Source organism: Vagococcus sp. JNUCC 83 (genome assembly GCF_053667615.1).
In genome coordinates this window covers 89,815-103,732 of the sequence record NZ_CM132204.1, presented here as the reverse complement: position 1 = coordinate 103,732, position 13,918 = coordinate 89,815, and the positions used below count along the sequence as shown (strand labels likewise).

At 32.2% G+C, this 13,918-nt stretch carries 11 protein-coding genes and 2 pseudogenes; 3 read left to right on the top strand and 10 right to left on the bottom strand.

Annotated features, from left to right (window positions below; genetic code table 11):
• Positions 1-84: 84 nt before the first annotated feature.
• From JNUCC83_RS00510 to mreC, 8 genes and pseudogenes are all read right to left on the bottom strand, one after another.
• Positions 85-1,335: an ABC transporter permease gene (locus tag JNUCC83_RS00510; RefSeq protein WP_454460315.1), complete on the bottom strand. Its 1,251-nt coding sequence runs from the start codon at positions 1,333-1,335 to the stop codon at positions 85-87.
• Positions 1,328-1,540, bottom strand: a pseudogene (locus JNUCC83_RS00505) (ATP-binding protein DrrA1-3 family domain-containing protein); the annotation flags it as partial. The pseudogene JNUCC83_RS00505 and the gene JNUCC83_RS00510, both read right to left, overlap by 8 nt.
• An 11-nt stretch (positions 1,541-1,551) precedes the next feature.
• Positions 1,552-2,230: pseudogene (locus JNUCC83_RS00500) on the bottom strand (ABC transporter ATP-binding protein); the annotation flags it as partial.
• 11 nt (positions 2,231-2,241) lie between these two features.
• Positions 2,242-2,910, bottom strand: coding sequence for a DUF2812 domain-containing protein (locus JNUCC83_RS00495; RefSeq protein ID WP_454460314.1), 669 nt, complete (start codon positions 2,908-2,910; stop codon positions 2,242-2,244).
• Positions 2,885-3,220 (bottom strand): PadR family transcriptional regulator, encoded by a 336-nt coding sequence (locus tag JNUCC83_RS00490; RefSeq protein ID WP_454460313.1) that lies wholly within the window; start codon positions 3,218-3,220, stop codon positions 2,885-2,887. Before JNUCC83_RS00490 ends, JNUCC83_RS00495 begins: the two co-directional genes overlap by 26 nt.
• A gap of 144 nt (positions 3,221-3,364) precedes the next feature.
• Positions 3,365-4,669 (bottom strand): C40 family peptidase, encoded by a 1,305-nt coding sequence (locus JNUCC83_RS00485; RefSeq protein WP_454460312.1) that lies wholly within the window; start codon positions 4,667-4,669, stop codon positions 3,365-3,367.
• A gap of 143 nt (positions 4,670-4,812) precedes the next feature.
• A complete protein-coding gene (gene mreD / locus JNUCC83_RS00480) occupies positions 4,813-5,331 on the bottom strand; it encodes a rod shape-determining protein MreD (protein ID WP_454460311.1) in 519 nt (172 codons plus the stop codon).
• Positions 5,331-6,200, bottom strand: coding sequence for a rod shape-determining protein MreC (gene mreC / locus JNUCC83_RS00475; protein ID WP_454460310.1), 870 nt, complete (start codon positions 6,198-6,200; stop codon positions 5,331-5,333). Before mreC ends, mreD begins: the two co-directional genes overlap by 1 nt.
• 535 nt (positions 6,201-6,735) lie before the next feature.
• Here mreC and JNUCC83_RS00470 point away from each other — a divergent pair.
• A complete protein-coding gene (locus JNUCC83_RS00470) occupies positions 6,736-7,695 on the top strand; it encodes an IS30 family transposase (RefSeq protein ID WP_454460309.1) in 960 nt (319 codons plus the stop codon).
• A gap of 498 nt (positions 7,696-8,193) precedes the next feature.
• Here JNUCC83_RS00470 and JNUCC83_RS00465 read toward each other — a convergent pair whose 3' ends face one another.
• Both JNUCC83_RS00465 and adhE read right to left on the bottom strand, forming a co-directional pair.
• A complete protein-coding gene (locus tag JNUCC83_RS00465; protein WP_454459351.1) occupies positions 8,194-9,483 on the bottom strand; it encodes an ISL3 family transposase in 1,290 nt (429 codons plus the stop codon).
• 132 nt (positions 9,484-9,615) lie between these two features.
• Entirely contained in the window at positions 9,616-12,216 is a 2,601-nt protein-coding gene (adhE, locus tag JNUCC83_RS00460; RefSeq protein ID WP_454460308.1) for a bifunctional acetaldehyde-CoA/alcohol dehydrogenase, read from the bottom strand.
• Positions 12,217-12,510: 294 nt separating this feature from the next.
• Here adhE and JNUCC83_RS00455 point away from each other — a divergent pair, with 294 nt between their 5' ends.
• Positions 12,511-13,239 (top strand): polyphosphate polymerase domain-containing protein, encoded by a 729-nt coding sequence (locus JNUCC83_RS00455; protein WP_454460307.1) that lies wholly within the window; start codon positions 12,511-12,513, stop codon positions 13,237-13,239.
• The gene (locus tag JNUCC83_RS00450; protein ID WP_454460306.1) at positions 13,229-13,906 is read left to right on the top strand and encodes a DUF4956 domain-containing protein; all 678 of its coding nucleotides are present in this window, start codon (positions 13,229-13,231) and stop codon (positions 13,904-13,906) included. Before JNUCC83_RS00455 ends, JNUCC83_RS00450 begins: the two co-directional genes overlap by 11 nt.
• Positions 13,907-13,918 lie beyond the last annotated feature (12 nt).

The following is a 13,918-nucleotide window of genomic DNA, read 5'->3' as shown; positions in this document are numbered from 1 at the left end:
AATAGAAATCCCATGAAATCAACGTTATAATTAACAGATTTCATGGGATTTTTTTCTGTTTTAAGACTTCTGGTCAGCCTATTTTTATCTTGATTTTGTTACTTTTACTGCATCTTTAAAGACTTGCATCATATTTTTATCACTGTAAATTAGCACTGTTGATTTATAAACTTTTGCAGACATTTTTAGCAATAAAATAACAGCTAATATAAGGATTCCTAAAGAAATTAAAATTTCTGAATTCGTTACACTATCATTTGCAATTCTAATTGGCATCGCAAACGATGAAAAAAATGGTATAAATGAAAATATTTTAATTAAAATATTTTGTGGATCAGACATTCCTAACATCATCGTTGGTAACGATGCAATCATGATTAAGTAAGTTACAGGAGTCACAGCTTTTGCTGCATCCTCTGATTTACTCACAAGAGACCCTGTAAATGCCGATAAAATCGTATAAATTAACACACCTAGTAATAGATAGAGCAAATTATACCCTAAAATACCTTTTATCAATTCTTCTATAGAAACAGTTTGTAAAAATCCTTTAACCATATCCATATCTTTAGCTAAAAAGTACGCCACAATACCGGAAAATAGATATATAAGCACCTGTGTTAAAATAACTAAGAAAATCCCCATTATTTTTCCATAAAAATGCTTTGCTGCGGTTGTACTTGATAGGATGATTTCCATAATACGCGTTCCTTTTTCAGAAGCCACTTCTTGTGCTGTAATCGAAGCATACAATAGGACAATCATATACATCGCTAATACTATAAAGAAACCAACAAATGTAAGAGCCATTCGATTATCTTTATTTTCTTCAATCGTTCCATTTGAAACTTTAACTTGTGTTTCACTCAAAGATGCTTGTGATAATAATTTACTCACTTGTTCTGAAGTCAATCCCAATGATCCTGAGTTAATAGATAATTGGATTTGATTCAGGTAACCTAGTAATAATTGCTCGTTTGTTGTTCCAAGAGTTTCGACTCCTGTATACTGACCATTTAGCTGATTATCCTTTACAGAGATTAATAAATAACCATCTATTTCTTCTTTCTCCAGTGCTTTTTTTGCTTGAGACTCTGTTTGAATATCTTTATTAATATCAAAATCTTTTTTAGCCATTTCAGAATATGACTGACTAACAGCTTTATCTTCTGAAACAATAGCTATTTCATTCACATCTGCAAATTTAGAACTAAGGTACCCTGTTCCAAATGAGAAGGCAATTAATAAAAACGGTGCAAGTACCATCATAATAAAACTAGCTGATTTCACATGTTTTTTGTATGTTTCTAACGCAACAACCCAAAACTTATTCATTATCCTCACCAACCTTCATTTTAAATATTTCCTCTAAAGTTGGAGGTTGTTGATTAAAAATTGGTATGTAATCACTCACTGACATCGCAGTGTCAAATACCAATCGACCTGCCTCAGAAGACTCTAATCTAAGATGATAATAATTGGGTCTAACCTCTTCTACTCCAATGACACCCGGAACTAACATTAACTCATCTAATGTTAAACTTGTTTCAATCTCAAGATGTGTTCTGCCAAATGATTCCCGAATCGTCTGGACTTCTCCATCTAGTACCATATCACCATCACGAAGCATGACTAAATGATCACAAATTTTTTCAACATTTTCCATATTATGACTAGAAAAAATGACACAAGAGCCCTTTTCTTTTAATTCGATGATTCCTTCTTTTAAAAGCTCCGCATTCACAGGATCGAGCCCACTAAATGGTTCATCTAAAATAATTAATTTAGGTTCATGAATTAATGTAGCAATTAATTGAACTTTTTGTTGATTTCCTTTTGATAATGATTTTACTTTATCTGTTTTTTTGCCTTTTACTTGAAATTTATCCATCCATTTATCAATCAACGGAACAATCTCTTTCTTTTTCTTCCCACGCAATCTTCCAAAATAAATCAATTGATCTTCAATAGTTACTTTAGGATAAAGACCTCTTTCTTCTGGTAGGTACCCTATAATATTATAATCTTTTTCAGTTAATGGCTTACCATTCCATAATACCTCTCCATCATCTGCATCTAAAAAATTTAGTATCAAACGAAATGTGGTTGATTTTCCTGCTCCATTTTGCCCTATTAGGCCTAATATTTTCCCATCTGGAATGCGAAATGACACATCATCTACAGCTGCCATGTTACCAAAATACTTAGTTAACCCTTCTACTTCTAACATTTTTTTCCTCCCTATTTAAAAAATAACATACTACTTACAAATCCAAAAATTGCTCCTATAATCATCGCAACAACAATATCTCTCCCAAATTTCTGTGCTTTATCAATTGCTTTTGGATTACGATATAATTCAGGACGTTTATGATAAACCACTTTAAAATATATCATTAAACAACTTAATAATACCGGGAAAATAATTCCAGCAAATAAAATACCACTTACCAATGCTCTTAACCACAAACTCATACCGAAGTTATTATTAAAAATCAAGATTAGATACAGTCTCAAACTAGGAAAAAACACCCATAACGATTGAAGCATCATCCATGTTGTTTCTTTTTTTAATCTTTCTTTATACGTTTGTCTATCAGTATAATTAAAGACATGGTTTCCTCTTGATTTAAAAACAAAATAACGGTTTCTATAATTTTCAACTAACTCCCAACCAGTTTCTCTATAAAAATCAATGTACTCATCTACATCATCTTCTTTCTCACTATAAAAATCAATCACCCATGTCGACTCTTCAATTGGTGCTTTTTTTAAGATATAGAAACCAAATGGGCTTATTTTTTTCAGTTGCCAACCATTTTTGGCTTCTTCTGAAAAATAAAGACTTTCTTTTTCTGCATAAAAAGCTAATCCTTTTGACAATTTAATCTTCGTATTTTTCCATATCATAAATATCCACCTTATCCCCATTTAATAAAGAACAACCAGCTTCATAAAACATACGTCGTCTATCTACTTCTTTTACTAGTTCTTCTTTACCCTGGGATGTTATGACGTATATTTTTTTTCTATCCTTATCCTCTTTTAAACGAATATCGCCCTTTTTTTCTAACTTTTTTAATATTGTATACATACTTGCTGGCCCAATTGTGACACTGTCATTGGTCATATCACTTATGCCTTTCATAATTGCATAACCATGTCTTGGCTCTAACAAGCTTAGTAAGATTAAATATGTCGAGTCTGTCATTGGTTCCATTTTTTCACTCTCCTTTAATCTAACTATATATCATCCTGCGATATATCATTTAACAATATATTATAGAATGATATATTGTTTGTCAACAAAAAAAGTGATTCGCAGTAATAAACTACGAATCACTAAAATGATTTTTTTATCAAATTAGTTAACTCTTACACCAAAATCTGGTGAATAATAAGACATGCTCGTTACTTTCACAGTTTCTCCTGGTTGTGGTGCATGGATATATTGTCCACCACCTACATAAATACCTACATGATATGTTGCTCCTCTAGAGCCCCAAAATACTAAGTCACCAGGCTGTAAATCACTCAATGAAATTTGAGTTCCTGCACTTTCTTGAGGAACAGTCCATCCACCAATTTCTTTACCTGCTGCTTGACGGTATACATAAGAAGTAAACCCTGAACAGTCAAATGACTCTGGTCCTTTAGCACCCCAAACATAAGGTTTTCCAATATGTTTATAAGCTTCTGCTACTACTGCACTACTATTAGCAGCTGGTGCAGCTGGTGTTGGCGTAGTCGCTACCGGCGTACTTTCTTCCGGTGTAGGGTTGCTTGGCTCAGGCGTAACTGGCGTTACAGGCTCAACAGGAGTAGTTGGTGTTACTGATTGCTCTGGTTGAGTTGGTTTAATTTCATTTGGTGTTACAATACTTTCTTGTTTATCAATCTTACCAGCAGCTATATCTTGTTTCTTTTGAGCTTCCTGTGCTTGTTGCTCAGCTTTTGCTGTTTCTACTGCTTTTTGTTGTTCTTCTCTTTTTTGTTCAGCTGCTTTTTGCTCAGCTAGATATTGTTCTTTTTTACTCTCTTCTGTCGCTTTTTCAGCAGAAATTTGGCTCACAGTTGCTTGCTGAGCTAATTCTTGGTCTTCTAATTCACCTTTTTTAGCTTCTAAAGTCACAGCAGTTTGTTGAACTTCTTTTGCTTTTTCTTCAACTGATGCTTTCTTAGATTCAACAGCATCTTTATCTTCTTTTTGTTGTTTCATCATATCATTGTTTGCTCCAACTAAACGACTTGCAGCCATCACTTTAGTCAAAGCATCAGAAACAGATTCTGCATTTAGCACTAAGTCTACAACATTAGAACTATTAGAATCCACTTGTACTGATCTTGCTTGTTCTTTAATAGACGCATCACGTTTGGCAATACGAGCTTCTAAATCTTTTACTTCACCATTTAAGCTAGAGATTTCTTTCGTTAATTCTACTTGCTTTGTTTGTAAAGCTGATGCTTCTTCTCTAATAGATGAAATATTTTCTTTAATACTTGATAATTGACTTGATGCTTCTTGTTCTTTAGAAGCCAATTCTTTAATTTTTTTATTTTGTTCTTCAACTTTTGAATCTGCACTTGCAGCAGTAGCTACTGCTGGTGCACCTATAGAGCTTAACAACATACTACTTAATAAAACAGTCGATAATACTTTTTTCTTCAAAGTTAGCCATCCTCCATTTTTAAATTCACATTTATTTTCTTTATTTAATCATTTAATTTTTCATTAACTTTAACAATAAATAAATTCTAACATAGATACATGTCACTTGCATGATAGGAATGTTACAAAAACATTTCAATTGCTCATTTTATTTCATTAATTCTATATACCCTCGATAGCGGGATAACTAATAAACAGATATATAGTGTATTGACTAATAAAGAAGGTGCGAGATTTCTCGTAAAAAAATCTAAAAAAGTCGCATTTGTTAATTTAAATACTGTAAGTAAAACAGCCCTACCAATAGCAATCAATGTCACAAACACAATAAAACTTAAAATCAAAGTCAACGTATTAGGCTTTACATAATCAAATAAACGATACATTAAAAATACAATTAAAGGCAATAAAATAAGATTAATTCCTAACACATTGTAAAAATAAGAATCATATAGTAACCCTACGACTGTTGCACAGATCATCAAATAAGACTGACTCACTTTGAATGTTGAAAACATTAATATCAATAGGACTAAGTGACTTGTAAACGTCATTGGAATGGATAACATCCCCATCATCGCACTACTTACATGTCCATCGACTAACATCGCAATAAATAATATGACTGGAAGATAATATGGATAGTAGGATTTCTTTGCCATTATTTCACCTCTTGATTTCCTGCAAGACGTTTTATAACCGTCACACTTGAAACATCATACATATCCGCAACAGGAGACACTAACACTTCAGCATTTAGCCCTGTTTTATTCTTTTTAATTTCTTTCACTTCACCGACTACTAATCCTTCTGGGGAATTATTTCCCAAGCCAGATGTCGATACTAGGTCACCTTTTTTGATATTATCTACACTCGTTAATTGTGACACAATAAGAGTGTGTGTCTTACTATTATAACCTTCCATCAAACCATAAGCTGACTTTTCATCATCAGTTTGTATCATCACAGGAAAGTGATTCGTATTTTGATTCTGGGTTGTTAATAGTTCCACTTTTGAACTTCCAGATTCTGCAATAATCACACGACCGATTAACCCCTTATCTCCCATAACTGCCATATTAACTTCAATACCATCTTTGGTCCCTTTATCAATAATCAACACATCTTGCCAACTATCTGGTGATCGATTGATGACACTTGCATTAATGATATCGTAATCTGTTAACGTATCATTTAGTTTTAATTGCTCTTTTAATTTTCTTGTTTCAGCTTTTTGACTAGCAAGTTCTGCTTCGAGTGAGACACTTTTATCAATTTGTTTTTTTAATTCTTGATTTTCTGTATAGGTGTTAAATAAATTATTAATGCTCTTAACACCACTCTCTAATAAACGAAATGGCGCTTTTACCACATTATCTACTTTAGCAATGACATTGTTTGTCTGAGATTGCCCTGGTAAACTTTTCTTGTTATTATCTCGTTGCATAGCACTAAACGTAACTAATAAAATGATAACAATCACCACAGTAACTGCTATAATAATATTTCTACTTGAATTATTTTTTTTCACCTTTTCACCCCGTAATATCTTATAATCTAAAAAACATACATCCTTGATTCTACCACTATTATCAAATATAAACCATATACGGACTCATTTGTTTTTAAAATTTTAATAAACTGATCAATCACTACTATGCTATAATTAATAGACATATTTATTTAGGATGTTTTTTATAATGATTAGTAGTAACTACTGGTATCTATCGAAACACTTAATTAATGCCGTTTTGCCTATTTTTTTTTAATAATAGCTATCACACTTTTTATATTACTAGGTTTATCCCCATCAACAAAAAACAAAAAAAGAATATTTAAATCTATTTTGATTATTATTGTAACATCTTGTGCGATAACTATAGGGATTTTTGTGTATACGACAGACTATCGACAACTGTATCCATTCGAAATTAATGCTAATCGTAAAACAAAAATGGCTATTTTACATTACGCCGATTGTAAAATTAAGCTAGACAAATAAAAAATCATTTGTGATACACTCAAATTGTAATTCCGACAAAAGAAAACAAGGAGAGTGCTCACAAATGACCTATACACATCTTACTACAGATGAACTCGTTTTAATAGAATCTTATTATCATATACATAAAAAAGGAATAATTGTTGCTAAGTTATTAAAACGATCAAAACAGACTATTTATAATGTTTACAAAGCTTTTGATGACGGGTTATCTGCACTAGATTACTATAAAAGATATAAAAACAATAAAAAGAAGTGTGGTAGACGTCCTATTTCTTTACCTGATGATGAAACAGAATATATTCAAAAGAAAGTGGTTCAAGGGTGGACTCCAGATGTCATTATTGGTCGTGCGGAGTTTCCTATTTCATGCTCTGTTAGAACTCTTTATAGATTATTTAAACAGGGAACATTTGACGTGTCATCGTTACCTATGAAGGGAAAAAGAAAATCAAATGGTCATAAAGAAAAAAGAGGAAAACAAGCCTTTAAACGAACTATCCATCAACGTAATGAGGACTATCAACACTTTAATCATGAGTTTGGTCACCTCGAAGGTGACACTATTGTTGGAAAAGATCATAAAAGTGCTATCATCACACTCGTTGAAAGACTCTCAAAAGTAACTATTACACTAAAACCAACGGGTAGAAAGGCAGTAAACATTGAAAATAGTCTAAATAATTGGTTTGATAACGTGCCCAATCATCTTTTTAAATCCATCACATTTGATTGTGGAAAAGAGTTTTCTAACTGGAAATCAGTTAGTAACTTGAATGATATTGATATCTATTTTGCTGATCCAGGAACACCGTCACAACGAGGTTTAAACGAAAATTCTAATGGATTATTACGTAAAGATGGATTACTGAAACATATGGATTTCAACAGCGTTGATGAATCTTTTATTCAATCAATTGCATCAAAAAGAAATAAGATTCCGAGAAAATCACTAAATTACCTAACACCATTAGAAGTATTTTTGAGTTATGTCGATCATGATATTTTGTCCAACTTAATTTGACAATTAAAATTATGAAAAACGAGCAAATGACACATCAAATAATGCTAATTTATATGATATCAATAAAACCCTAAATCTCCCTTTTTATGAAAAGAAAACTATTACTGAAACTAATTCTCTAAGTTATCTAGGAAAGAATGATGCTTTCTACTTTTTTACAGATGATAAGGATATCTATCAATTAGATTTATCGAATGACGTTATAACTTTTCAACCTATTAAACAGGTCTCTATCATCAAAGGATATGCTGAGTTAACGGATAACACTTTTAAAAAAATTAATTTCAAAGAAAAAGTTGGCCCCGCTATTTCGTCTATCACTGTTCCTATTGAAAAACAAACATTAGTTTATGAACCAAATACGACAACGTATGATTTAATTGAATAGAAAAAAGGTCAGCCCAAGATTATCTTGAGCCGACCTTTTTGGCTCTTTGTCAACTACTGTTGGTAAGGATTAATACGTTAGAATTTAAGATCTAGAAAGCATTTATTTTTCTAGATCTTTTTTGGTGATGTAAAGGTAGATTCTTTTAAACAAATTGATAGTCGTAGCTTAAAATTATAAAAACTTCTCATGCCATAGGCATTACGCTTAATGACTTTAATGTGGTTATTCATACATTCTAATGGACCGTTTGAATAAGATGTTTCAAAGGTGTTTTTTATTTCTTCTCGATATTTTTTAAATGTTTTGAAAACAGGAATAAACTCTTTAAATCCTGTTGGTTGATTAATTAATTCCAAAAATAAAGAATAATCCTTTGTTTGAATCGCTCTTAAAATTTGTTGATAGGTGTTGTAAGCCTCTGTCAATTTAGAATCATAGGTAAGTAAGCGTTCAAGTAATTCTTTTTCAGAAAGATACGCTTTAAAGGATGGACGCCAATGCTGTTGGATATAATCTAATTTGTCATAGCTTTTTTGAAGTAATTTCCAATACTTTTTAATTCGTCTATAGATAACCCCGTTATCTTTATATTTTAATTGAGTCATTATTTTAATCCGTATCTTTTGAAATGCCCTGCCGAGATGTTGAACGAGATGAAATTTATCTAAAACGACTTTAGCGTTAGGGAACACTCGTTTAGTTAAAGTAATGTAAGGTTGATAGATATCTGAAACGACATAGTTTACTTGTTTTCTATTAGCTAGAGAGAAGCCATTAAAATAATTCTCAATTTTTGGTAATCTTCGATCAGGTAGAATATCAATTAATTCATTTGTTTCACCGTTCATCATAATAAAACTCATTGAACCAGCTACTTTTTTAACAGATTTAAATTCATCAAAATATAGTACAGATGGAAGTTCATAACTATACTTCTTAATCGGTTCATACCACTCTTTTAATACGCGAGAGACAGTTGAAGTTGAGACGCTCGTTTGTTTTGCGATATCACTCATGGCGTGTTTAGAGGTTAACTGTTTCGCAATGAGACGTTTTAAATTATTAGAAATACAGTTGTTTCTAGAAACAAAAGGGGTATCTAAAACAAAAGTCGTATCACATTTTTTACAAAAGAAACGACGTTTTTTTAATCTAATATAAGTAACATATTCAGAAACACTAGGCATTTTAATTAGGCTAGTTGTATATCCCCATTTAATAATATTAGAGTGATTACTTTGACAATGCGGACAGCATTTAGGGGATTCTTCTAAAAAGCCATGGAATATCCGAGAGAAAACGCCTTTTATTTTTTCAGTAGATAAACAATTTTCATTAAAAATAATATTTAGGTCTAGTATATTTAAGATATCTTTGATAGTCTGTGAATATGACATGTGGTATCCTCCTTAGTTTGTTTTTTCTCAATTTCATTCTAACGGATATCACATGTTTTTGTATACAAAAAAACTGTCGGTAACTTGTGTTACCAACAGTAGAAATTATAGAGCCACCTTTTTTAACATAAATTAGTTACCCTCATAAGAATCAATAATGATTTGTTTTAATTCACTAATTAATGGTTCTTTAGGGTTAGCAGTTGTACATTGGTCTTCGTAAGCAAGCTCTGCCATGCGATCAACTGTTGCATCCAATGTTTTTTTACTTAGACCTTGAGCTGATAAGTTCATATCGATTCCAACACGTTTTCCTAAGTCATCAACAGCTTTAGCTAAAGCATCTACTAACTCTTCTGTTGTATTTCCTTTAAGTCCTAAGAAACGCGCGATGTCTGCATAATCTGTATCTGCTCTAAAGTAATCATATTTAGGGAATAATGCATGTTTTGAAGGATCTTTTGCATTATATCGAATAATATGTGGTAAAAGAATCGCATTAGTACGTCCATGAGGAATACCATATTCTCCACCAATTTTATGAGCGATTGAATGACAAATACCTAAGAATGCATTGGCAAATGCCATACCAGCCATAGTTGAAGCGTTGTGCATCTTTTCACGGTTTTCTAAGTTAGGATGTTTAACTGAGTCTTCTAAGTTTTCAAAGACTAATTTAATCGCTTGTAAACTTAAACCTCTTGTGTAATCACTTGCCATAACAGATACATATGACTCAATTGCATGAGTTAATACGTCCATACCAGTGTCTGCTGTAACAGAAGCAGGAACACTCATAACAAATTGTGGGTCAATAATTGCCACATCTGGAGTTAAAGCATAGTCAGCTAATGGGTATTTAACGTGTGTTTCGCTATCAGTAATAACCGCAAATGGTGTTACTTCCGCACCAGTACCTGATGTTGTTGGAATAGCAACCATTTTAGCTTTTCTAGCTTCGGGAATTTTATACGCACGTTTACGAATATCTAAGAATTTTTGTTTAGCACCAAAGAATTCAGTTTCTGGATGTTCATAAAACAACCACATACCTTTAGCCGCATCAATAGCAGAGCCACCACCAATAGCAATAATTGTATCAGGTTGGAATTTCATCATTTGTTCTGTACCAGCGTAAACTGTATCAGTTGAAGGATTAGGTTCCACATCTGAGAACATTTCAAATTTCACTTTATTTTGACGTTTCATTAATTCATCAATTACTTTTTGAGCGTAACCAAACTCAACCATACCAGGGTCACAAACGATAAACACGCGCTCAACGTCTTTCATTTTTTGTAAGTATTGAATAGAGTTTAATTCAAAGTAAATTTTTTCAGGTAATTTAAACCATTGCATGTTATTTCTCCGTTTCGTTAAAGTTTTAGTGTTAATTAAATTAACTGCTGAAACGTTTTTAGATACTGAGTTTTTACCATAAGATCCACAACCTAAAGTTAATGATGGAATCATTTCGTTGTAAATATCACCAATACCACCTTGAGCCGCTGGAGAGTTAATCAAAATACGACAAGCGTTCATTCTTAAACCAAAGGCTAATTGTAAGTCTTCATCTTCAGAATGCAGAACAGCTGTATGACCTTCACCATTAAGTTTTAACATTTTTTCACATAGTTCTAAACCATGTTCAGTATTCTCAGCCTTAAACATTGCTAATACTGGAGATAATTTTTCACGTGATAATGGATAATCTGGACCAGCATCTTCTAATTCAGCTACTAAAATTTTAGTTCCTTCTGGTACTTTAATTCCAGCATCTTTTGCAATTGATACTGCTGAATGTCCAACAATTTTAGGGTTAACTGCTGTTTTAGTTTCATTCATCACGGCGTTTTCTAATTTTTCTAATTCATTTGGTTTAACGATATAGACTTGATGAGCTTCAAATTCTTTTTTCACTGCATCATAAATTTCTTTATCAACAATCACACCTTGTTCAGATGCACAAATCATACCATTATCAAATGATTTAGAAGTAATTAAATCATTTACAGCACGTTTGATTTTAGCTGATTTTTCAACATAGGCAGGTGTATTACCAGGACCTACACCAAGAGCTGGTTTACCAGTTGAATAAGCGGCTTTAACCATTCCAGAACCACCAGTTGCAAGGACGATTGCAACACCTTCATGGTTCATTAATGTGTTTGTTCCTTCAAGAGATGGTGTTTCAATCCATTGAATACAGTTTTCAGGAGCGCCAGCTTTAACTGCTGCATCTCTTACAACTTTTGCAGCTGCTGCAGATGATTTTTGTGCGCTTGGATGGAAAGCAAAAATAATTGGGTTACGTGTTTTAATCGCAATCATTGCTTTGAAAATGGTTGTTGATGTTGGGTTTGTTGTTGGTGTTACCCCACACACAACTCCGACTGGGTCAGCAATTTCAATGATTTGTTTTTGGTCATCTTCATTGATAACTCCAACAGTTTTATCATTCTTGATGCTATTCCAAATACTTTCAGAAGCAAACATATTTTTAATAGCTTTATCTTCATAAATTCCACGACCAGTTTCTTCTACTGCTAATTTGGCTAAAGGCATATGTTCATTCAAGGCAGCCATAGCCATTTGGTGAACGATATGATCCACTTTTTCTTGATCAAAAGTTTTCATTTCTTTTAATGCTTCTTGAGCGTTTTCCACTAAATGATCAATCGTTTCAACCACTGATTGTTCTTTAACTTCTGTTTTTTTATTTTTATCTTTCAAAGTAATACCCTCCTGAATTAAATTCGTTATGTATTTCACAAATATAATATACAACAATTCTGTCTCTTTGTAAATACTTTAATGTGATTTTTTTCACTTTTAATAAATAAATACTTTTATCTTTATAAATAATTAAAAAACTTAAAAAAGAGACAAAATAATCATAATATTATCAATTAAAAGAATACAATATTATTTTTGTTAATATAATCACTAATCGTTTTTCCCTTTAAGGTAGCGTTAAGATTAATCATATAAACTATATCCATACTATTTTTAAAGGAGTCGAATAATATGAAAGCAAAAAAAGAGTTTAAACGAAAAGAACATAAATACATGATTGATTTAGATACATATGAACACTTCATGACAGATTTACAACAGCATATGTCTATAGATAGTTATGGGTTACACACTATTATGTCACTATATTATGACACAGAGGATTTTTTATTAATAAAGCACTCGATGGAAAAACCTGCTTATAAGGAGAAACTAAGAGTTAGAAGTTATCAAACACCTACTGAAGATACTCATGTGTTTTTAGAACTAAAGAAGAAAATACAAGGCACCGTTTATAAAAGAAGAATTGACATGTCTTATAAAGATTACGTTAATCTTGAAACCCAAAATATTTTGTCAGATGACTTAGCAAATACTCAAACCTATCGAGAAATTGATTGGGTATATAAACGATATAAAAACCTTAAACCCAGAGTCCTCATATCCTATGATCGTTTATCACTTTTTACACCAGATGATTCAAATTTCAGAGTTACTTTCGACCACGACATTCGCTACCGAACGCATGATTTATGCTTACAACACGGAAGTTACGGGAAAATTGTGGCACCCGAAATTGGCGTGCTCATGGAAGTGAAAGTCCTAGGTGCTTACCCTTTATGGTTTGTTGATTTACTAAACAAATACCATTTAAGAAAAGCAAGTTTTTCTAAATATTCTCAAACTTACTGTCGCTATATCCATAAAAATAATGTTGAGGTGATGTCACATGTTAGCTAGTATATTTCCAGATGGCAGTTCTACTATTCAATTGACTCAATTAGTTCTTTGCACTCTAACATCTATTGGATTAGGAATTGTGGTTTCATACATCCACACCTTAAATAATATCTATACAAAAAATTTTATCGTCACATTAGCTATTCTTCCTGTTTTGGTTCAATCAGTGATTATGTTAGTAAATGGTAATCTAGGTACTGGTATGGCAGTCGTTGGGGCATTTAGTTTGGTTCGATTCCGTTCTGTTGCTGGAGGATCAAGAGAAATCACTAGTATTTTTTGGTCTATGGGAATTGGCTTGGCAACTGGTATGGGATTCATCGTTTACGCTATTATTTTCTCGCTTTTTGTTACTATCATTTTAATAGCTCTTTATTTGACACCTTTTGGATCAAAACAAAAATTCACCGAAAGAGAATTGAAAATAACGATTTCTGAAGATTTAGATTATCCGGACTTATTTCAAGATATATTCGATCAATTTGTAACGAGCGAACAACTTGATTCTGTCAGAACGACAACAATGGGCAGTCTATATGAATTAAGATATCACTTAATCTTAAAAGAAGGGACAAATGAAAAAGAACTGTTAGATGCTATTCGTGTAAGAAACGGTAACCTACCTGTCGTTCTTGGAAGATGTAAAACACATAATGATACGTTATAACAGAAAGGAGAA